Origin of the sequence: Vibrio sp. 1167, assembly GCF_033340375.1 — a bacterium.
Classification (GTDB): domain Bacteria; phylum Pseudomonadota; class Gammaproteobacteria; order Enterobacterales; family Vibrionaceae; genus Vibrio; species Vibrio alginolyticus.
On the sequence record NZ_JAWOWK010000003.1, the window covers coordinates 168,228 to 190,232 of the forward strand.

Here is a 22,005-nt window from a genome sequence, read left to right on the forward strand (position 1 = left end):
CTAGGCCAAGTAATGTTCGTTCGACAGGTTCTGTATCGAAAGTATTACCCTTTAAGCTCAGGCCAATGTCGTCAAACTTCTCTTTTTCGTTTCTTAGGTATACATCCTTTTAAATAAAACAATCATTAGTGTTCAAACTAATGATTTGCTTGGATTATAGTTTTTCTTCTTCAATAAAATGAACACATTAGCGTGTATTTGTATGAAAAATCTGCGCAAACTAACGTTTTTATTATCCGGTTAATTAGAATTGATCTTTTTGTTCGTTTGTCATCAAAATTCCTAAATTATTAGATGTCTAATTAATGCTGATGTATTACGTATTTGTCGTGTTGATTTTTGCAAACTTAGTTTATTGGCATATGCTAAAAATGTTATTGGCATATGCCAGTTTAAGGCGTAATTTGACTCTGTGTTTTTGAGGGACAATGATGGCAAGACCAAAGATAGAAAGACGAATATGCGGACGTGCGGCTCACCATTGCTTTAAGCCCAATGGCATTCCATTTAATCAGTTGGAGCAAGTCGCCATATTACCAGAAGAGTTAGAAGCGCTACGTTTAGCCGACTTAGAGGGGCTTAGCCAGCAGCAAGCTGCGGAGCAGATGGGCGTTTCTAGACAAACTTTTGGTAACACAGTAAAAAGTGCAAGATTGAAAGTCGCAAAAAGTTTAGTTGAAGGTCATGCATTAGTTTTTCCGAATGAGGAGTCAAACTTATGATTTATGCTATTCCTAATGATGGTGAGCGGGTGGCAAACCACTTTGTAAAAGCACCATACATCGCTATTTATTCTGATACTGACGGTATGCTAAAAAACTTAGCGAACATTGCTTCTATGCCACAAGCGGGTTGTAATGCGAAGTCTCAGTTGATTCAGTCTCTACAAGGGTACAATGTGGATGCTGTTCTTGTGCGAAATATTGGTGAACGTGTATTGGCAAAGCTACTTAGCAGTGGCACGCCAGTATTTAGGCTGTCTACTCGTAGTTCATTGGAAGATGTGCTTGCGGTTCCAAGAGAGCCTTTGATTGAGCCCTCTCAAGGACGCCCATCAAACAATCATAAGAAAAGTGTTCACAAACAAAAAGGTGGCTGCGGCTCCTGTGGTGGCCCAAAATCAAAACCCTCCTTGTTGGCAAGACCTAAAGCGCTACTCAAAGCAACATCTAGCCCTGCTATACTTAAGCTAGAGTCGATGGCTAATAAGGCAGGTTAATATGGTTTGGTTATTTACCTTTCTTGGTTTTCTCGCAATCATTTTGTTGATGTCACTTGGCGTCATTTTTCACAACAAGCGCATTCAAGGAAGTTGCGGCGGTTTAAACAACGTCGGTGTTGATAAAGTATGCAACTGCGAAACCTCATGCGCAGAACCTGAAAGGCGTTTACATCAAATCTCAGAGCCTAACTCATCACCTGAGCACTAAGGCTTTTGGCCCATTGCGGCAAGGTTTGCCGAAACCAGTCCAAATACTTGCTGGTCTGCGGATTCTCTCTGGAGACCAGTATGTTGACTACCTCGACAACGATCCACGCTTTTGCTAGTCCGATATCGCGCGCCAATTCTGTTGTTTCACCTTTCTCGGCGCACTTTATATATCTGCCTGCCACCTTCAAGTAATCATCAAATGTGCCCATGCCTTCGATGAGCGGCGCTAAATCTATCGCGACATGCCCTGTAGAAAAGCGTTCCCAGTCGAACAGCACTAGTTCGCCATTTTCGCGCTGTCCCCAGTTTCCAGCATTCGAGTCTCCGGAGATCAAGTTCTGCCCATCGAAAAGGTGCGCCGATCGTTGTTGGAGGTTGTGGAAGAACTGTTCTGTCTCTGAGCCCAGTTCAAGTGTAGCGAGTGCTTGTTGAGTCGCTTGTGGTGTCCACTGGTGGCGGTGATAAATACCATCTGATGTTGGTGGAAGTTGGTGCAGTTTGACGAGTTGTTCAATGACTCGACCATCTTCAAGTAAGAATGCTTGCTCGACTGCGTGGGGAACGTATTCAATGTGCAGAACGTTTTTCTGGTCGTCGAATTGAATCAAGCGCGGTACGTGTATTCCAAGCGCGTTAAACTGTTCGGCATAGCGTTGATAAAACGTCACTTCTATTTGAGTAGGGTTACGTTTTTCTATTACTTGGACGCCATCTTTTTCGATGAGAAAAACTTTGGCACTGCCCATTTGGTTGAGTTCTTGCTGCGACACCGGACTTCCTGTCTTCATGTAGAGAGAGCTCACCTTAATCGCTGCACTCACGTTTGCCAATAGCCACGACAAAGTGCCTCAAAAATATTAAATGCAACTGTTTAAATATGATTTTGTCGTTGGTGTCTAAATTTTACACAGTTACGCCTGTACTCCGATAAATTCGTTCTACGCTTACTATTCGTCTTAATAAAGGAGAACCACAATGGCTGTAATGAAGCAGGATATTCCAAATCGTGTAACGGTTTACCATGACAATATCGACCAAGAACAAGAGCTGAAAAATGCGATGCTGCCAGAGAAACCGCGCTACTTTAACGGTGCTCCGACTTACAAAGCGAACAGCATCGAAGAGTTTGAAAGCAAAATCAGTCAGATAGGTTTGTCTCTCGATAAATAATTTTTCTTTTACCTAAAAGCGCCCTCAAAATGAGGGCGCTTTTTTATTTGTATGATTGATTTGAATCGTAGGGAATTAACCTTGTTGTGCACTGCCTTGGCAGACTTGCTTCTGCACTGCTGGTGGCGCGGGCTCGTAATGGCTTAAGGTCATACTAAAGCTGCCTTCGCCACCGGTGATGGAGCGTAATCGACGAGCGTAATCTTGCAGCTCGTTTACTGGTGACTTGGCTTTCAACAACGTGAATTGGCTATCAATCGGTTCGGTGCCTTCTATTAATCCTCGATTACCTGACAAATCCCCAGACACGTCACCGACGTTTGTGGTTGGGACGTGTAACTCCATTTGGACAATTGGCTCCAGCACAATAGGATCGGCGTTGTTAATCGCATCTAAAAAGGCTTTCTTACCTGCGATGACAAACGCAATTTCTTTCGAATCGACGGAGTGATATTTACCGTCATAAACGGTGACTTCCACATCCTTAATTGGGTTGCCAGAAATCGCGCCTTCCTCTAACGCTTGCAAAATACCTTTTTCAACAGCAGGAATGAGCGCGGTTGGGATGGCGCCACCCACCACTTTGTTGATGAACTTAAATCCGGCACCACGTTCGAGTGGACGAACGTTCAATTGCACTTCACCAAACTGGCCTGCACCGCCACTTTGTTTTTTGTGTCGATAATGCCCTTCGGCAGGTTTGGTGATGGTTTCAAAGTATTCGACGCTTGGTTGGCAGGTTTCGACGTCCAGTTTGTACACGTTCGCCATCTTTTCTAATGCGACTTTGAGGTGAAACTCCCCTTGGCCGCTGATGATGGTTTCGTTGGTGCGAGCGCGATGTTCGATGCGCAGAGAAGGGTCTTCACTGGCAATTTTATTCAGCACATCTCCTAATTTTTGCTCATCTCCACGCTTAAGAGGCTTCAAGCACAAAGAATACATGGAGTCAGGAAGATCCAACGTTTTGAGTTGAACTCCATCTTCTTCGTGAGAGTCATGAACGATTGAATCGAATTCGAGATCATCCACTTTGGCTAAAACGCAGAAGTCGCCCGCAAGCGCGCGAGGGATCTCGGTTCTATCTTTGCCCTGCAGTTGATATAAGTGCCCAACTTTAAATGCCTTGTTGCTTTCGCCAATATAAAGCTGGCTGCCCGCATTGATTTCCCCCTGATACACACGTAAGTAGGCAAGTTTTCCCATATATGGGTCGACGCTGACTTTGTACACGTGTGCGACGGTGTGCTCTAAGGTTTCGCAATTTACTTTGATTTTTTTGCCGTTCTTTTCCAGTTGAGGAGGGTTACCCTCGTTTGGCATGGGCATGATCTCCGCCAAGGTGCGCAGCAGCAACTCGACGCCCGTGCCGGTTTGTGCTGAGACAAAACAGACCGGAATCACATGTCCAGTTCTCAGTGCTTCTTCAAACGGATCATGCAGTTGCTCTGCGGTGAGTTCGGAGCCTTGTTCCAGATACAGTTCCATCAGTTCTTCATCGACTTCGATGACTTGGTCAATTAAGGTCTCATGAGCTTCATCTACCGTTGCAAGTAAGGTTTCTCGTCCCAATTCTGGTTCGAAATAGCAGTCAACTACAGATTCCCCGTCAGCCGAAGGTAAGTTGATCGGCAAGCAGTGGTCACCAAAATGCTCAACGATGTTCTCCATCAATCTTTCTAACTGACTACCGTGGTTATCGAGCTTATTGATGATGATCATCTGACATTTTTGCTGCTCTTTTGCAAAGGTGAATAAGCGATCGGAAGTTTGGTTAAGTGGTGTTTGAGGGTCGATGACAAGGGCGGATGTTTCAACGGCAGGAAAAACGCTGATAGTACGGCCAAGTAACTCGTTTTGTCCCGGAGTGTCGATGATATTGAGCCGGTGTTTATTCCAGCGCAGTGCGACTGGCGTTGCTTCAATACTGTGTTGATATTGGATGGATTGAGGGTCGAAGTCGGTAACAGTATCGCCTTTTTCTACGCTGCCTAAATGGTGGGTGGCATCGCAGGTGAAGAGCAGTTTTTCTATCAGTGTGGTTTTACCGGTCCCGGTTTGACCGACAAAAGCGATATTGCGTATTTTATTGATAGGCATAAAGCCTCCTTGCAAGATGGCGTGAAAAACCTACGAATTGCTAGGAAGTGGGTTGTTATAGAAACCCACGCACTGCATTGGAGTAGGGCGGGATTACCGCCTATTCGTTTTCCACGTCATTTTCCGGATGACTCGATGCATAAGACCACCTTCTTGGACTACTGGAATCTTAGCATGCCTCAATAACCATATAATTTATGTGACTTATTTCATGATGGGGCTGATTGTTTTTTAATCGAGATCATAAACTCAGAGGTTCTGACTTTTGGAGCAAAACCTCTGGATTGTTTAGGCTATTTGGAAAGAACGATTTCGCCGTCGCGATAAACCAAGCTTGGCGTTACATCTTGTCCTAGTAACACCGGGCCATCAAGATCGACAACGCTCGCCTGAGCTGCAATAGGTAACGCGGCTCGCATCGCCAGCGACGTCCCCAACATACAACCGGACATGAGGCTAAAACCGAGTTTTTGGGCGTCGTCGGATAATAATAGTGCTTCAGTGAGTCCGCCAGTTTTATCTAGCTTAATGTTCACCATTTCATATTTGCCAACCAGCTGATGTAATTGCTCTCTGGTGTGACAACTTTCATCGGCGCAAAGTGGAATGGGGTGCGGAATGCTGGCGAGTACGTCATCGCAGTCTTGTGGCAACGGTTGTTCGATCATGGTGATGTCTAGCGGTTCGAGTTGAGCAAATACCGTCGCGAGATCGAGGCTTTGCCATGCTTCATTCGCATCTAAAACAATTTGCGCGTGCGGCGCGGCATCGCGTACTGCTGCAACGCGCTCAATCACGTTTTCACCATCCAGTTTTACCTTAAGCAGTTTTGCGCCTTGGCTAAGGTAAGCTTGCGCCTGTTTTGCCATCGCTTGCGGCGTGTCGATAGAAACCGTCATCGCCGTCACAATCGCCTCTGGTAACGTAAAGAGGTCGTTAACCTGCTGCTTGTGGCTCAAAAGCGCGTGAAGATGCCAAAGGGCGCAATCCAATGCATTTCTTGCCGCCCCCGCGGGCAATAACGATTGAAGCTGGCTTTTGAGAACCATGACATCAGCTTCGCCTTTGGCATACAAACTTTGCAGTTCATGTGCGGCGTGAGAAATCGCCTTAATCACCGATTCAACCGATTCACCATAACGAGGGTATGGCGTGCATTCACCTTGGGCGGTCATGCCTCGATGTTCAATTGTCACTCGGACTACGTGGCACTCTGTCCGACTGCCGCGAGAGATGCGAAATGGTGTCGCCATGGCAAGCGTGACAGGTTCTACATGAATTTTCATCTCACTAGCTTTCCCTAAACCACAGTTATTTTCTAAACCGTAAATGTTTCTTAAATCGTAAGGAGCCTATCTGCAACCGCATCAACGCCAAAACGTACAGGGTCGGTGACGGGCACTTGGTATTTGTCGCTCCAATCCTGGCATAACTGGGCAGCATCTTCTTCGCTGAGCGCCGAAGTGTTTAAGCAAATACCCACTAATTGAGCGTTTGGATTTGTTAGGCGAGCAGCGGCCAGATTCGCTTCTATCGTTTGTTCAATGGTTGGCAAGCTCGCATGTGGTAAGTTGCGGATGTGCGGGCGACCAATCTCATGGCACAGTATCAGAGCGTCAGCTTGTGCGCCGTGAAGTAAGCCCAAACTTACGCCAGCAAACGAAGGGTTAAATAACGAACCTTGCCCTTCGATGATGTCCCAATCGTGATCGGTGAACTCAGGGCTGATCGTTTCTACTGCGCCGGAGATAAAATCGGCAACTACGGCATCAATCGAAATGCCACTGCCTGCGATGAGAATTCCGGTTTGACCCGTTGCTTTGAACTCTGCACGACAGTTTTTACGCTTCAATGCATGCTCAATGGCAAGGGCAGAGTACATTTTGCCAACGGAGCAATCTGTCCCTACAGTAAGTACTCGCTTGCCTGCGCGAGCTTTGCCATTGCCGACCTTGAGCGGGGCATCATAATGGCGAACATCATACAGTTTGGTTAATCCGCGTTGTTCTAGATCGGCAAGAGGAGAAAATTCCGCCAAACGTTGGTGCATGCCCGATGCAATTTCAAACCCCATCTCTGCCGCTTCAAGTAAGGTTGCTTGCCAAGCTTCGGGAATGACGCCTCCTGGATTTGCCGTGCCGAGCACCAGCGTTTTTGCTCCTTGCTGCTGCGCTTGTTGCAGTGTCATGTCGGTTAAACCAAGCGATACGGTTTCTGGCGTCAGGCGGATTTGGCCAAGACAAATCTCAGGTCGCCATTGATATATGCCACGCGCGGTTTTTGCTGCGAGTGGATCGGTTACATCGCCAAGAAAGAGTAGGTAAGGTTGAGCAATTTGCATGATGGTTCCTTTCGTCATCGTTATTGCTCATTAATGTAGCCAGACTGATTTAGGAAACCGAATGCTTATTTGTTAGGCGGGTATAACTTCAGGTTATACCTTTAAACCATCTGTTGTTTTAGGGCGGTGATAAATTGCTTTGTCGCAATGGATTGAGGTGTGTGCTCTGCGAATAAAATAGAGACAGAGAAGGACATATTTGGCTCCAAAGCATGCACGGAAACGGCATTATCTTGGCGATATTGTTTTGCAGTCCAAGGGTCTACAATCGCGAATCCTGCTTCGTTTTTCACCAGTTCAGCCGCCGCGGAGTAGCTGCGGACGGTGATGGCATGTTGATAATGCTCGTCACGCGCCGATAAGGTTTGATGCAGCAATAAGCCCAGAGGGTCTCGGCTATCTAAACCGATAATGGGTAAATCGTGACTGATGAGTTCTTCTAAAGTGACGGTTTTTTCTGTGGGTATCGCTGCGCTTTTAGGGGCAATTAGCGCCAAGTTTTCTTTTAATAACATGTGTCCCATGATCGCTGGTGGCGTTTCTTCACCGAACGCAATGGCGACATCCAATTCATGTTTCAGTAAACCTGAGCACAGCTCATCGCGATTAGCCGTTGAGAGCTCAAAGGAGATGCCGTGCTCTTTCGACAGCAACGCGACAGTCGGCGCTAACAAGTGTGCGGCCAAAACAGGCGGAGCACCGACTCGTAAATGTTGAGTTCCCTGTTTGACTTTGTTGGTCAGAGAGCGAAATTGTCCGAGTTGTTGATAGACTTTTTCAGCCTCTGGCAATAAGGCTTTGGCTTCTTGAGTGGGAACGAGACGGCCCTTTACACGCTCAAATAAAGCGAAGCTCAGTTGTTGTTCTGTATGGGCGAGAACTCGAGTGACATTAGGTTGGGAAACGTGCAGTAAGCGAGCCGCGCCTGACACCGTTCCTGCTTGCATAATGGCGTAAAAGACTTCTAATTGCCTTAAGTTCACTGCGATTTCCCTCTGCTCATGTTGCTCACCTCAGAATACCCAACCTTGCTGATGAGCGATAGAGGTAAAAGTGCTGGCGTAAAAAATAGGAAGACGATGTTGGTGCCTTCCTATCTCGCTTTTTCAATTTCTCAACTTCTCAATTTCTATGCTTCACTTTGCTGCTGCATGAAGGGGCAGGTCGTTAAACGGCTCTACGTCTCGACTGAGTAATCCCATCAAAATCACTGCTAACACCATGACAGCAGCTGCGATTGCAAAACCGTATTGTGTTAGTTCGTAATGACTCAACATTGCAATCAGGACGTAACTGAGAGATTGAATGGTGGTGGCAAACATGCTGATGCCGCCATCGACGCGACCTCGTTGATGAACCGCTACGGTGTGATGCATCCAGTTGACTCTCGCAATGCGATTTAGCGCGTTAAATACGCCAAACAGCGCCGTAAACAATAAGATGGTCAGCGGGCTCATCGCAAAACTCATCCCGATAAGCGCAAAAGAGACCATAACCATCGAAGCGAACATAATGTGGCTATGGGAGGCACGGCTTAGCACTTTGGTGACAATAAAGCCGGTTAGCAACGAGCCGAGGCCAAAACTGATGTTGAACCCTGCAAACCAATCGCCAGAGATGCCTTGTTCAGAAAACCAAATCGGCACCAGTTTGCTCAAATACGTCAATGCAGGATAAGAGAGGCAAGAGAGCAGAATAAAGCCATAAAATCGGGGTTCGAGACGGAATATTTGTTTGCTCTCTTTGAGTTGCGCGATGAAAGCAACGGATTTTGATGCCCTTAATTGTTGGGTATAAGGCGTCAGAATATAGAACATCGCTGCTAACGCAGAGGCGCTGGCCGCAAACAAAGCAAACTCTTTCATACCCCACATTTCAAGCAAAACAATACCCAACGCGCCAGCTCCGAGGGTTGTGGATTGCATTACAATTTCTTGCTGACCCGAAATTTTCGCATACTCATGGTGCTGATAATTTTCTTGGGTGAAGGCGTTGTTGGTCGTCCATGCAAAATTACTCGAAACCCAATACACCAATTGCGCAAAAGCCAGCAACCAGTGTGACTCAAACCCTAACCAATAAGCAATGAACACCACCAAAGCCATACCCGATTGAATCCATTGATTGAGCACGAGTAGTACTTTGCGTGAATGTCGGTCAATTAAAGTGGAAAAGAAAGGCGTTGCTAGAAAAGAAATCGCGGTGCAGCTCAGAGAAACTAAAGCGACGAAAGTGCCCATGTTAGGTTCGGAAAGCATGACCCATGGCAGCGCCATCATGAATAAGCCAGAGGAAATGCTGTCGAAGAAGCGGCCAGCTAAGTACGGCTGAGTTTTATTTTTCATTATGTTTGCCTCTAACTCCCGATGGCTTTCAAAAGGTTGATGTCCAACTGTCTTGTGTTTAACAACCAAGTCGTTCGCGCTGAACACATTATCTTGAGATCGCCGGGGTTTAGCGTTAATTAAGATGGTGCAACTTTAAAACCTCAAGTAAACTTGAGGTAAAGCATTTTTTTAACAAAATTGATACACAGGGAGTCAAGGATGGAAATCAGCGTAGGAGAAGTGGCAAAACGTTCTGGAGTGAAAGTATCTGCCCTACATTTTTACGAGCAAAAAGGACTGATTTCGAGTTGGAGAAATCAAGGTAATCAGCGTCGCTACCATCGTAGTGTGTTGCGCCGTGTTGCGGTGATCAAAGCAGCGCAGCAAGTTGGGTTGTCGTTAGAAGAAATTAAACATGCGTTAGATGAACTGCCGAAACACCAAGCCCCTAACAAAGCGCAATGGGAAAAAATGGCAAGCCATTGGCATGAACAGTTAGAACAAAAGATTCAAAAACTTAAAGCGTTGCAAAACGATTTAGGAGGATGCATTGGCTGCGGGTGCTTGTCGTTAGAAACCTGCGCACTGCGAAACCCAGAAGATGTATTAGGGAAAGACCACTCGGGGTCGAACTTAACGTTAGAAGAAGAGTAGCGATTATCTCTATTCTTTGTCGAAACTGTCGACTACGATCGCGCCCATCGAAGCAGGCATTGTGATGACGATAACGCGCTTTATCGCAACCAAAGGCTCATTCATGAGTGGCAGCTTATCAAGACAGAAAAGAACTAACGCTACCACAACGGCCGCAATGAGGTACGCGATAACCACACGAAAAATAAAGATGGATACGCGATTCTTGATGTGGCTTTGAAACACGCTTTGATACGCGAAAAAACTGAGGAAAATGACAGAAAGACTTAACAGCATGAGCAAGTTTGCCATTGGTAGGCTCTCACCCAATCGCCACGCTTCCTCCGAAAATGAGATCGGGACTGCTAGGGCAAAAGCGCCAACCAATACTTGGCTAGCGTCTTCTAGATTAAAGTGGCTGCTCATGCTGTTTATTCCATTATTCGCTTGCTAGATGTAAGAGCTTTTCAAAACGCTCATTACCGTGCAGCAATTCGAGGTCTCGTTCTTCGGCAAGTAAGTCACGAATGGATGGGCTGTATTCAATTGCGCGTTCCAAGTCTTCAATAGCTTGCTCTTCGATACCAAGGCGAGAGTATGCACACGCGCGTTGATACAGTGCAGGGCCGTTGGTGTAATCGACTTCAAGTACGCGGTTACAAATGCTAAGTGCCCAATGGTATTCGTTGATTTCCATCGCTGCGTCGGCTTTGTAAGTCAACGCTTCTAAATCACCTGGACGAATTAATAAGATTTCATCATAGATTTCAATACGTTGTTCTGGAGTTTGAGAGCTTTGTGCACGTAGCCATAAGTTATGGATCTCGTTGATTTTCTCAATCTCTTTGTTGTTTTCGCTGATAATGCGAGTTTTGCGTTTTAAATCTCGCTCAAGGGCGACAAACTTTTTCTCATATTCTTGGGCGATCTTCTCCAATCGTTTATCAGCCATCTCTTTGGTGTTGTGTTTAAACTCGCGCAGAGATTGCCATCCGACAAAGGCAATCAGCGATGCGACACCAGCAATGATGTAGAAGAAGTATGTAACGGTCACGTTGGCATAGTTCAACGATTTATCTGCGACCGTTAGCTCGCGATCGGTGATCTCTGTGATCATTCGCTTTTCTAGGCTTTGATAGTCCTGACGCAGCGCTTTTAGTTCATCTAAAATATAGCGTTCCATTAATGGTCTATCTAACAGATCCGATTCTGAATACTTTTCCTCCGATGCCATTGTTGGCAAGGCAAGTATCAGCGAGAAAAAAATACCAATAAATAAGCGCATATAACGTCCTTTCACGAGAAGAGTACAGATAGACCATGCAACAATAGCAAATAGCACAAACGTTTAGCAAAGTTATTACAAAAGAAATAACAGTCGTCTTCGTAGAAGTCATATTCTTGTTGTTTTTCAGTTTGTTCCTGGTGGTTATTTGTTGTGATATCTTTTATCCTCCTTGCGAATTTATGATTAATGGAGTGAGCATGGACGCGCGAGCTAAGGATTACTTAGAACAATTCCTAGAATTATTATCACCAGAACAAAGGGAAGCTGTACCATCAGTCAGTGCTGACTATTATTGTGCCGATGAATACAACGCGAATGTATGCGCAGATTTGGTTCGTATTGGACAGAAAACTGCATCGTGCAGTTTGGAGCTTTGGTATCGAGAACATGGTGAAACCATGCCCCAAGTCGGTCATTTACAAGTAGTGACGAATTGGGATGGGGACCCGGTTTGCGTGATACGAATTACTGACGTAAGTACATGCAAATATGAGGATGTAACCGCAGAGTTTGCCTTCGCAGAAGGCGAAGGTGATAGAACCTTAAACTGGTGGCGTGATGCTCATACTGCATTTTTTAAAGCTGAATGCGATGAGTTGAACATCGATTGGCATGAGAAACGTACGCTGGTTTTAGAGCGTTTTGAAGTGGTGTATCCCGTCAATTAATCTCTGATAGCAGCACTGATTTGAAGTGCTGCTTTCTTTACTGAGAGACCATTTTTAGCGCTTTCGAGCGGTCACACTAAACATGTGCCAATGTTTTTGGCTTCCTACTACAGTGGTCCCGTCTTCATCTCTTTCATGCAATGAAATGAGGTCGTAACCCTCGAATAAGCTTTCCACTTCCTTTTTTGTTAATGCGGTAATGTTTGGGTGCATTTCGGAGGTAACCCAGGAGTCTTTCACTCCCAAGAAATCGCCGCAGAAGATACCGCCCGGTTGTAATGCGCTGTCTATTTTTGTCCAGACTTGTTTGAAGCCTGTGTCAGGGCAAAAGAACAAACTGGCATTTGCGATAACCAAGCTGCACTGAGGGTAATTAAATTCAGTAAAACAGCACTGCGAAACCGAAAATCGTTTGTTACCTTCAAAGCGTGTTAAACAAGTTTTTACTGCATCTTCATTGCTATCACATGCGTGAACCTTAAATCCCTGTTCGAGTAGAAAGTGGCTGTCTCGACCTATTCCGCAGCCAATATCAAGAGCGACTTTGCCTTCTATCTTAAGTTGGTTTACGGCATTTTCCACGTTTGGGCGGTGAGGTTGGCTTAAAATTTTCTGATAGTATTCATTCCATTGCGCTGGCATTGAACTTCCTTATGTTGGTTGTGTCCCCTGCCCAAAACTAGCGTCCATTTTGTTTTGCTTTACTGGGGAGGTTTGCAGTATTGGCAGCTGTTATAGCTGATCTTCAATCGGTAATATTCCGGAGAACCAAGCGCCCATTTTTCGCCATACTCCTGCTTCTGGTTCGGAGTCGTATTCTTCGCCTGTTTTTACGTCGGTCCAGACAATGTCCCCGTCGCGCAGAGTTAAGGCGTAGGCGTTACTCGACAGTTGATTCGGCAGTTGTTCTAGAAACATTTGCACATATTCTGGCTGTTCGATAACAACGGCCATTTCGGTATTCAAAGCGGCCGAACGTGGGTCCCAGTTCATCGAACCAACGAAAAGTGTTTTGTTATCAATCGTCATTGCTTTAGCGTGTAAACTTGCTCTGCTACTCCCCGTGAGGCTCCACTTACTTTTGAGTTTCGCGCTCGCTTTTACTTCCCAAAGCTTGATTCCAGCTTCGAGTAGATCTTTTCGATATTTTGCGTACCAACCATGCACGGCAAACACATCGTTAGACGCGAGGCTATTGGTCACAATCGTGATATCAACGCCTCGCTTGGCCGCGTTACTTAATGCTTGAGTACCTGCTTCAGTTGGAACGAAATAGGGAGAAATGAGCACAAATGAATCCTCAACACTTTTAACCAGTTCCGACAAATTATCAATAAGTTGGCTCTCTCGGGTCGCGACTTTATCGGGCAGATCAAACCATACTTTCGCTTCTCCCCAGTAGAGCTTGAGTTTGCCTTGTTTTAGATCTTGGTACATATCCAGTTGAGTGAAGTCATAGCGGCCGGTTGAAAACTTTTCCTCTAACCGGAGTTTATTGACCTGCTTTTGAATCGCTTGGTCGGTAATTTGCTGTGAATTCGGTGTAATCCATTCCATTGGTATCGAATAGGCGCTATTCCAGTAGAGGTCGAACTGATCGGCAGTTTGTTGTACCGCCTCACCATAGAGCAGAAGATCAAAATCACCAAACTCAACTTGCGATTCAAAAGAGAAGTATTCATTGCCGATATTTCTACCTCCGACAATGGCGGAAACACTGTCTGCAATCAGAGACTTATTGTGCATACGACGATTAAGGCGTTCAAAATCGCTAGCAAGAGCGAACCAACGGGAGTCGCGATACTGATGCGGGTTAAATAAGCGGATTTCTATATTAGGATGTGCATTGAGGGCAGCCATCACATCGTCGTTTCGCTTTTGCATATCGTCAAGCAACAGCCTTACTCGAACACCACGCTTTGCCGCTTCATACAAGCGCCACGTTATTAGCTGACTCGTTTCGTCACCACGGTAAATATAGTATTGAAGAACAAGGCTTTTCTGGGCGGACTCGATCAAAGAGGTTCGAGCAAGAAGGGCATCGTGTCCCTGATTTAACGGTGCAAAGCCAGTTATGGACTTAGGGTCTCTCCCGTAAGCTTCAAAGTACTGCGCAAGAACAGAATCCTTTTGATAACCGAGCTGAAAGCTGGTGGACTTTTCACTGGCGTCATTCAACGATACGGATGAGCATGCCGATAAAATAGTGAGCAGCGAGGGGAAGAGCAACTTGGCGAGCGTTTGTAACAAAGCACATTTCCTTGTCTTACAGAGTGTTACCTACTCCAAATTATAGACTTAAGCTGACGCCACATGCACCCAGAACCGTTTGATAACGAGCGATTAATCGATGAATTGCCATAGAGCCTGAACTAAGTTCAACTTTTAAAGCGCAGATAATCATTTATTTTAATTATCATTATGGCCGTATTGGTCATAATCACTAATATCTGGTGATTATGACCAATAGCGCACTGGATAAAATAATGATTTTTATATAACCATATGATTTTTAATAAATAAATGCTTGGCATGTCATTTGCTGTTTAGAATAAAAGTTAAGTCAGAGCAACTTGCGCAGTTGGTTAATTTTTTGTTAATTTTATTAACTTTGAATTGGCAATAACTATCTAGTTCGCTGCTTAAAAGACTAGGCAAGCGCCGCTTTGATGTTTATTCAAATTCAATTCTCTCACCACCATGCTTACCGGGAGCAATGGACTGAATAAAAGTGTGGTGTTGAAAACAACAATAAAAAAGGATTTTCGATGTTAGCAAAACCCATATTACGTTGGCTTTTACCCTTCGTCGTCGTTGGAGGCTCTTATGCAGGATATGCTGCAATTGCCGCAACTGCGCCGGAAAAAGAGTCAACCAAAGATGCAATTACAGAACCTACTGTTCAGGCTTCTTCTCTTTTTCCTACTGATCACAAAGTGGTGATTACCAGTCACGGTGAATTAGTTCCTTTTGAAAAAACACACCTTTCCGCGCAAGTCAGTGGTGAAGTGATAAGTTGGCACCCGAATTTTGTAACGGGTGGCATCGTGAAACGAGGAGAGGTTCTTTTCACAATTGAAAGCGACAACTATGAAGCGTCGGTTTTACAAGCTGAAGCCGATTTAGCTAGTGCACGCGCAAACTTGATTGAGGAACAAGCGAAAGCCGAAGTGGCAAAGCGTCAGGCAAAGAGACTGAGCGATAAGCAAGTGACGGATCTGTATTTACGCAAGCCTCACGTTTTGAGCGCACAAGCGCAAGTGAAGTCGGCTCAAGCGGCACTCAAACGAGCAAAAAGAGAGTTAGAAAATTGCAAAGTCGTTGCACCTTACGATGCGCTGGTTGTTGAGCGTGATATTGGTGTTGGTCAATTTGTTACATCTGGTTCTCGAGTTGCCACGTTAAACAACATCGAAGTGGCAGAGGTGCACGTACCCATTGCCGGTTTTGATAGTGCATTTTTACCCGAATCCATTGGTGAACTCACTGCGACAGTGACGCAGCAAGGTGTGTTTTCTACCACTAGAGAAGGTCGAGTAGTTCGTGATTTAGGCATGATTGATAGTGCTACCCGAATGATTAACATGGTCATTCAAATCGCGGACCCATACGGTGTCGATAACCAGCAGCCTCCAATTAAATTCGGCTCCTACGTTGAAGTGAGCTTCACTGGTAAGGAACTTAAGCATATCTATCGCTTACCACAGGAATTAGTTAAAAACCGTACCGTGTGGGTGGTGAATGGCGATAATCAACTTCAACCCAGAACCGTCACGGTTTTGAGAGCAGAAGGTGAGTTTTTGCTGGTGGGCGAAGGTTTAGAGCAAAGTGATAAGTTGGTACTGACCTTACCAGAGTACCCTCAAAAAGGTATGGCGGTACAAATCGCAAAAAAGAGTGACGACTCCGAAACCGTCGTACAGTAAGTAGGAGTTTGTCATGGAAGATACTAAACAAAAGGGCTTGATTGCCTATTTTGCGAATAACCCCGTCGCTGCCAACCTTTTGATGGTGTTCATCATTATCATGGGTGTGGTGAGTTTTCTCTTTATTCAAAGGCAGATGTTTCCGAATATTGAGGTGAACTACATTGATGTTCGTGCGACTTATCCTGGCGCTGCTCCTCAAGAGATAGAAGAGAGTATTCTCGTTAAGGTCGAGGAATCGATTAAAGACGTCACCGGGATTAAAAAAGCAGTCTCAACGGCCTCTAGAGGTAGCGCGTATGTTTCTATCGAGGTAGACGTTAATGCCGATATCAAGCGTGTCTTAGATGATGTAAACCAACGTATTGATACATTGTCTAATTTACCAGCGGGTATGGAACCAATCAATGTTTACCAAGTTGAATGGCGCCAAGATGTAATCGAAATGGGGTTAGTTGGGGACCGACCGCTCGAGGAGCTTAAACCGCTTGCTAAGCAAATCGAAGATGAATTACTTCAGTTAGAAAACGTCATGCTGGTGTATCTGAGTGCGCCAGAAGAAGAAATAGCGATTGAAGTTGACCCACTTGTTCTTCGTAAATACGACCTGACGTTGAGCGATATCAGCAGCGCGATCAGCCGTTACTCAGCCAACTTTTCTGCGGGCGAAGTAAAAACAAACTCAGGGATGATTGCAGTAAGGATTGAAAACCAATACTACCGTGGTGATGAGTTTAGAAATATTCCTGTAAAGCTTGGCGCAAATGGTGCGAAGGTTTTACTGCAAGATATCGCCACGATCAAAGATGGCTTTACGGAAGAAGAGCGCTATTTTGAATACTCAGGGCAAAATGCGATCTACATGTCTGTTGAAGCAACTCGTGATCAGAACATTATCCCTGTTGCACAGTCCGTTCGTAATTATATTGAAGCAAAAAACAAGACATTGCCGCAGGATGTTAAGCTCAAAGTCTTAGTTGATACGACTTATTATTTAAATGGGCGTCTCGACATGATGTTGAAAAACTTGCTGCAAGGTGCTGCATTAGTCGCGATTATGCTGACCATTTTCCTACGTTTCCGCTTGGCTATGTGGGTAATGATTGGGCTACCTGTCTGTTTCCTCGGTGCTGTAATGATGATGCCAGCTTTGGGTATTACAGTGAACATCGTCTCGCTGTTTGCTTTCATCATGGTGCTCGGAATTGTGGTGGATGACGCCATCGTCATGGGAGAAAGTGCGTACAGTGAAATCGAAGAAAAGGGCGGCGGTGTCGAGAACGTGGTACGCGGTGTCAAACGTGTTGCTACGCCAGCGACATTTGGTGTTCTGACAACGATTGCTGTATTCGCACCATTCTTGTTGTCTAGTGGTATTGATAGTGCCTTCTTTTATGGTATCGCGGGGGTCGTGATTCTGTGTTTGATCTTCAGTTTGATTGAATCGAAGCTGATCCTTCCTGCACACCTTGCGCATACTCATTTTAAGCCAGTTAAACCAGGTGGTTGGCGTGACCGATTTAACCAACGTTTTTTTGGTTTTGTAAATGGTCCATATCGGAACTTTGTAACAACATGCACCCATTGGCGCTGGACAGTGTTTGCGGTGTTCTGTGGTTTACTGCTGATCAGCGCGGCTTTGATCAACGCGAATTATGTTCGGGTGATCCCCAACCCTAAAGTGCCGACTGACTATCCTGCGATCACTATTGAAATGAATGATACCGTTTCAAGTGAGCAGACAATCAGTGCACTCAAGACTATTGAACGTGTCATGCAAAAGATCGAATCTGAGACCATTGCAGAACATGGTCAAGGAATGATTCGTGATGTGCTGTCGTACAACAGAAGCCGCACCGAAGGTCGTGTATTAGTACCTCTGGTTGATGAAGAGTTACGCCCGTTCAATACATTTGAACTGGCTCGACGTTGGCGTGAAGCTATGCCTGTTATTCCAGGTATGAAGAGCATCAAAATCCGCGAGCAGAGTGCGGGTGGTGGTGACAGAGATGAGTTTGGCTACTTGTTGTTTGGTTCTAACATCAATGAGCTCAACGAGGCTGGGCGTTACTTGATAGAGCGTTTACAGCTGGAAGAAGGGTTATATGATATTTCATCTTCTATTGATTCTGGAAGCAAAGAAGTACTCCTGTCTCTTGCGCCTGTAGCGTACGATCTCGGTCTGGATCTCACCATGATCGCAGAGCAAGTTGGTGGCAGCTTTTATGGTGGCGAAGCACAGCGCATTATTCGTGATGGTGAAGAAATTAAAGTTATGGTGCGTTACCCGCAACTGACGCGTGAAGCATTCTCATCATTGCGTTACGCCGTGATTACAACACCAGCAGGTAAGAAGGTCATGCTAGGTGATGTGGTGAAGATCAACGAGCAGCCGGGCGTGAGTAGCATTCGACGTGAAGGCGGGTATCAAACCGTTTATGTCTATGGTTCGATAGACGAAGAATTGGTTGAACCTCAAGAAATCGTGAAGGTCATTGACGACAATATCTTACCGGATATGAAGCAAGCGTTCTCGAGTGTGAAAACAGAATTGGGTGGTGATATTGAAGAGCAGGCTGCGCAGCGTAATGAACAGATTTTGTTCTTTATTGCAGGTATGATCATCGTCTACATCTTGTTAGCTGTACCGTTAAAAAGTTATACCCAACCTTTGATTGTAATGTCCGTCATTCCGTTTAGTCTGACGGGGGCGATTTGGGGCCATTTCTGGCTAGGTTTAGACATCAGTATGATGTCGACATTTGGTTTGATCGCTGCTGCTGGCGTGGTTATCAACGACTCTCTGGTTATGACAGATTACGTAAACCAAGTGAGAGAAAGGGGTATGAACATCAAACAAGCGGTTGTTGAGGCGGGTTGTGCTCGTTTTCGAGCTATCACGCTCACCTCAATAACGACGTTTGCGGGTGTATTGCCGATAATGTTTGAAACGAGTTTGCAGGCGCGTTTTGTCATACCGATGGCTGTCGCTTTGGGCTTTGCGGTGTTGTACGCAACGGTTCTGACTTTAGTGTTGGTGCCTTGTTTGTATTTAATGCTTGAAGATATTAAAAATATTTTCAGATCGATTAAGAGGTTTATCCATCGTTTGATTAATCGTTTCAGAAAGTCGCCAGTGACGTCGAGCGTTGAAGCAAGCGTATCGAGTTAACAAGCTTGATGTTAACGATTAGGAGCAGCCTTCGGGCTGCTTTTTTGTTTCCGTATTTTGATTCAAAGCGATTTTTTAGTGGGCAGTTACGTAATTATCTGATGAGAAAACTGCCTGACAAAGCATTTCTAATATGTATGTTTCTAATGTTTTAAATTCGCATGGTTAATTTGACACTTGGTTAGCGAAATTTACCAGACGAAGATAACGTTGAATATGAGGTTTTATTTAACTTATTGAAAAATAACAAAATAAAAGTTGGCATCGTATGTGCAATATATAAATTGTAATTAAAATTAACTGCTAATCCTCAAGGAGCTTATTATGAAAAGCGTATTTCTATCTACTCTAAGTCTTATTGCTGTAATGTCATCACCAATCGCTGCTGCTAACACTTTAGACAAAGAGGAGTGGAGCTCAGATTTACGTCAGGACTTTTCTGAAATGAAACATGAAGCTATAGCAGATATTCAGCAAATGAACATGGATGCCATTCACGCACGTGATGAGCGTATCGTGAAAAACATTAAAGATGAGCAAGAACAGTTAGTAAAGGTAACGTGTCACAAAGAGAAAGCAAGCAAGTCATAAACGCCGATAAAAGAGACTAACAGACGAAAATGAATCCAATACGAGTTCGGTGTTAGTTAGCAGTAAGCACTGACCTTGTTGCTCTACTTGCCAGCCTTTTAAGGCTGGCTTTTTTGTTTCTCATTTCATGGGTAGGGATCAGATCCTCAAGCTCATTATCAATAGTTGGCGTGTTTGATGAGCTATTGCTGGATGGAGCGGATGTAACTTTTAAAAGTGTAGATTTCAGTAAAGTGGAGGTGATGTTAGATATTTAAAATTTTGAAAAGATCCGATCTCCTTTTTGACCTTCATAATACCTTAGTATGTGGCTTACCTTTACTTGAATTAGAACTCATATTTCAGGCGTTCGTTTAAAGGTATTGATGCATATTTGAAGAGTAAGAGATAGACATATGAGTTTTATTAAAATGTGTAAAGATGGTTTTAGAGGAAAGCCGGATTTCTCTGACTTATTACATAATGCGTTCCAGATAGATGACTTAGTGCTGTCATTTGAGTGTCCGAACAACATATATGAAGGACATGTATACCAGGATCTTGTTAATTTAGAACAGTTCGATGTTGAATCAAAAATAGAGAGGCATGAAAGGTTTGTAAAGTTAGCTACGGTATATTTTTTGTTTCAGAAGAAAATATTAAACCCTTTGCTTCCTATTAACAAACAAGGTGGATTATATATTAGGCTACGGGTTAAATCTACTGGAGAAGATATTGATAATATTAGTCAATTGTCCTCATTTTTAGAGAGAGAATATTATGATTTTTATCATGCCCCGGAGCAAAGTGAAGGCTCTATGAGGGGGTATCATACAGACTTGATGAAAGAATTGACTAAGCGTGCGAATAAACAATGGGGAGAAATTCCAGAAAGTGAAGACCGAAAAAGAGAAAAAGAAGAATATTTAATTAGAGGTTTCTTAAGTGGTTATCCACCAATAAAGTGTGAGATAGTTGAAGTTGGAAAAAACAAATACTCAAAATACTCAGAAGGTAATCTTAAGTATCAGAGTGAATTACGAAGAGTATACAATTTACCCATAAAAAATGAATTCTACCTGAGCATCGAGTTTTGGTATAAGTACGAATCGATGTTTGCTAAGCAGAAGTTTTTAGATTGGGTGAGAAGTGCGGATGAAACCTTTGAAAAAAAAGTATTGGAATTACTGGATTTGTCTCCGCTCATCGACTCGTATACAGCCAAAGCAGTAAAGGGGTTGAACGAAAAAACTAAGGCTGAGTAACACAGCGTCAGTGTCAAGAAAAGCTAGCAAAGTATGTAGCCATGAGAGAAAAATGAATCAAATTGGATGTCTATTTACCTTTGTACGCCATGGCGCATATAAAGCCAATGGATTTAGTATAGAGCTTATCACAAATATCAATACATATTTAAATAACAAGAGATATAAATATGAATTTTATCAAAATCTTTAAAGATGGGTTTAGAGGGAAACCAGATTTTGCACACTTGTTACATAATGTATTCCAGATAGATGACTTAGTACTATCATTTGAATGTCCGAACAATATATATGAAGGTCATGTATACCAAGATTTTATTGAATTACAACGATTCAATATTGATTCAAAAGTAGAGCGGCATGAAAAGTTTATAAACTTGGCCACGATTTATTTCTATTTTCAAAATAAAATAATAAATCCACTATTACCAATCAATAAACAAGGTAGCTTATATATTCGGTTAAGGATTAAATCTTCAGATAAATATATTACTAGTGTTAATCAACTATCTTCATTTATAGAGAAAGAGTACGTGGATTTTTATCATGCTGTAGAGTCACCTGACGGTTCTCAAAAAGGTGATCATACAGAGTTGATGAATGATGCCATTGCGTATGCAAATCATCGTTGGGGAATGGACCCGATAAACGAAGAAAAAAAGAGAGCGAAAGAAGAGTTCCTTGTAGGAGAGTTTCTTCGTGGTTATCCTCCAATCAAATGCCAAGATATCAAGATTGGTGAAAATACATTTTCAAAATATGTAGAAGGAAATTTGGAGTATAAAAAAGACTATCGAAGAGTGTACAATTTGCCTATCAAAAATGAGTTTTACTTTAGTATTGAATTTTTATATGAAATCGAGCCTATGTTTGCTCAAAAAAAGTTTTTAGATTGGGTAAGACACGCGGATGAAATCTTTGAAAAAAATGTTTTAGAGTTGCTAGCACTGTCTCCGCTTATTGATTCGCATACTACCTCCAAATCCGAAAGGTTGGCAAAAAAAAGTTGATCCAGAGCGTTCATACTTAACTTAAAGAAAAAAGCCCGCGAAGAATACCTTCACGGGCGAAAAAAGGGCACCAAATTGGGTGTCTATTCATTTTGGAGGTGGT

General features: G+C 43.9%; 21 protein-coding genes. 11 read left to right on the plus strand and 10 right to left on the minus strand.

Features of this window, described 5'->3' with window-relative positions; all coding sequences use genetic code 11:
- Positions 1-431 precede the first annotated feature (431 nt).
- The 3 genes from R7Z78_RS07565 to nqrM are packed head-to-tail and all read left to right on the plus strand — an operon-like array spanning position 432 to position 1,430.
- Complete coding sequence (locus tag R7Z78_RS07565) at positions 432-722, plus strand: DUF134 domain-containing protein (RefSeq protein WP_005373924.1); 291 nt, start codon at positions 432-434, stop codon at positions 720-722.
- On the plus strand, positions 719-1,219 hold the full coding sequence (locus R7Z78_RS07570) for a NifB/NifX family molybdenum-iron cluster-binding protein (RefSeq protein WP_025577643.1): 501 nt from the start codon (positions 719-721) through the stop codon (positions 1,217-1,219). The genes R7Z78_RS07565 and R7Z78_RS07570 overlap by 4 nt, the downstream gene beginning before the upstream one ends.
- Position 1,220: 1 nt before the next feature.
- Positions 1,221-1,430, plus strand: coding sequence for a (Na+)-NQR maturation NqrM (gene nqrM / locus R7Z78_RS07575; protein ID WP_025768002.1), 210 nt, complete (start codon positions 1,221-1,223; stop codon positions 1,428-1,430).
- On the opposite strand, the gene R7Z78_RS07580 is transcribed toward nqrM, so the two are convergent.
- Positions 1,408-2,220: a phosphotransferase gene (locus tag R7Z78_RS07580; protein ID WP_169644389.1), complete on the minus strand. Its 813-nt coding sequence runs from the start codon at positions 2,218-2,220 to the stop codon at positions 1,408-1,410. The genes nqrM and R7Z78_RS07580 overlap by 23 nt on opposite strands.
- Positions 2,221-2,407: 187 nt before the next feature.
- Here R7Z78_RS07580 and R7Z78_RS07585 point away from each other — a divergent pair, with 187 nt between their 5' ends.
- Entirely contained in the window at positions 2,408-2,602 is a 195-nt protein-coding gene (locus R7Z78_RS07585) for a hypothetical protein (protein WP_005373920.1), read from the plus strand.
- A 75-nt stretch (positions 2,603-2,677) separates the two neighbouring features.
- Here R7Z78_RS07585 and fusA read toward each other — a convergent pair whose 3' ends face one another.
- The 5 genes from fusA to R7Z78_RS07610 form a co-directional block, all read right to left on the minus strand.
- Entirely contained in the window at positions 2,678-4,702 is a 2,025-nt protein-coding gene (gene fusA / locus R7Z78_RS07590) for an elongation factor G (RefSeq protein WP_104976279.1), read from the minus strand.
- A gap of 293 nt (positions 4,703-4,995) precedes the next feature.
- The gene (gene dgcA / locus R7Z78_RS07595) at positions 4,996-5,988 is read right to left on the minus strand and encodes an N-acetyl-D-Glu racemase DgcA (protein ID WP_104976278.1); all 993 of its coding nucleotides are present in this window, start codon (positions 5,986-5,988) and stop codon (positions 4,996-4,998) included.
- 50 nt (positions 5,989-6,038) lie between these two features.
- Entirely contained in the window at positions 6,039-7,043 is a 1,005-nt protein-coding gene (gene dgcN / locus R7Z78_RS07600) for an N-acetyltransferase DgcN (RefSeq protein ID WP_065275615.1), read from the minus strand.
- Positions 7,044-7,144: 101 nt separating this feature from the next.
- Entirely contained in the window at positions 7,145-8,026 is an 882-nt protein-coding gene (locus tag R7Z78_RS07605) for a LysR family transcriptional regulator (protein ID WP_047102778.1), read from the minus strand.
- Between the two features lie 153 nt (positions 8,027-8,179).
- Positions 8,180-9,388: an MFS transporter gene (locus R7Z78_RS07610; protein WP_017635140.1), complete on the minus strand. Its 1,209-nt coding sequence runs from the start codon at positions 9,386-9,388 to the stop codon at positions 8,180-8,182.
- A gap of 201 nt (positions 9,389-9,589) precedes the next feature.
- On the opposite strand from R7Z78_RS07610, the gene soxR reads away from it, so the two are divergent.
- Entirely contained in the window at positions 9,590-10,024 is a 435-nt protein-coding gene (gene soxR / locus R7Z78_RS07615; protein WP_047102776.1) for a redox-sensitive transcriptional activator SoxR, read from the plus strand.
- 9 nt (positions 10,025-10,033) lie between these two features.
- On the opposite strand, the gene R7Z78_RS07620 is transcribed toward soxR, so the two are convergent.
- Both R7Z78_RS07620 and R7Z78_RS07625 read right to left on the minus strand, forming a co-directional pair.
- Positions 10,034-10,429, minus strand: coding sequence for a DUF2391 family protein (locus tag R7Z78_RS07620; protein ID WP_005373896.1), 396 nt, complete (start codon positions 10,427-10,429; stop codon positions 10,034-10,036).
- Between the two features lie 13 nt (positions 10,430-10,442).
- Positions 10,443-11,288, minus strand: coding sequence for a tetratricopeptide repeat protein (locus R7Z78_RS07625; protein WP_005373890.1), 846 nt, complete (start codon positions 11,286-11,288; stop codon positions 10,443-10,445).
- Positions 11,289-11,488: 200 nt separating this feature from the next.
- Here R7Z78_RS07625 and R7Z78_RS07630 point away from each other — a divergent pair, with 200 nt between their 5' ends.
- Positions 11,489-11,959 carry an ASCH domain-containing protein gene (locus tag R7Z78_RS07630; RefSeq protein ID WP_005373887.1) on the plus strand — a complete coding sequence of 157 codons (471 nt, stop codon included), beginning with the start codon at positions 11,489-11,491 and terminating at the stop codon, positions 11,957-11,959.
- A 54-nt stretch (positions 11,960-12,013) separates the two neighbouring features.
- On the opposite strand, the gene R7Z78_RS07635 is transcribed toward R7Z78_RS07630, so the two are convergent.
- Positions 12,014-12,601, minus strand: coding sequence for a class I SAM-dependent methyltransferase (locus R7Z78_RS07635; protein ID WP_017819795.1), 588 nt, complete (start codon positions 12,599-12,601; stop codon positions 12,014-12,016).
- Between the two features lie 90 nt (positions 12,602-12,691).
- Entirely contained in the window at positions 12,692-14,209 is a 1,518-nt protein-coding gene (locus R7Z78_RS07640; RefSeq protein WP_104976277.1) for a phospholipase D family protein, read from the minus strand.
- 518 nt (positions 14,210-14,727) lie between these two features.
- On the opposite strand from R7Z78_RS07640, the gene R7Z78_RS07645 reads away from it, so the two are divergent.
- From R7Z78_RS07645 to R7Z78_RS07665, 5 genes are all read left to right on the plus strand, one after another.
- The gene (locus R7Z78_RS07645; RefSeq protein ID WP_025767993.1) at positions 14,728-15,885 is read left to right on the plus strand and encodes an efflux RND transporter periplasmic adaptor subunit; all 1,158 of its coding nucleotides are present in this window, start codon (positions 14,728-14,730) and stop codon (positions 15,883-15,885) included.
- A gap of 13 nt (positions 15,886-15,898) precedes the next feature.
- On the plus strand, positions 15,899-19,057 hold the full coding sequence (locus R7Z78_RS07650) for an efflux RND transporter permease subunit (RefSeq protein WP_104976276.1): 3,159 nt from the start codon (positions 15,899-15,901) through the stop codon (positions 19,055-19,057).
- A gap of 324 nt (positions 19,058-19,381) precedes the next feature.
- Entirely contained in the window at positions 19,382-19,648 is a 267-nt protein-coding gene (locus tag R7Z78_RS07655; RefSeq protein WP_005373876.1) for a hypothetical protein, read from the plus strand.
- Positions 19,649-20,043: 395 nt separating this feature from the next.
- Positions 20,044-20,892 carry a DNAase gene (locus R7Z78_RS07660; protein WP_104976274.1) on the plus strand — a complete coding sequence of 283 codons (849 nt, stop codon included), beginning with the start codon at positions 20,044-20,046 and terminating at the stop codon, positions 20,890-20,892.
- Between the two features lie 170 nt (positions 20,893-21,062).
- Positions 21,063-21,902: a DNAase gene (locus R7Z78_RS07665; protein ID WP_104976273.1), complete on the plus strand. Its 840-nt coding sequence runs from the start codon at positions 21,063-21,065 to the stop codon at positions 21,900-21,902.
- Positions 21,903-22,005: the final 103 nt, after the last annotated feature.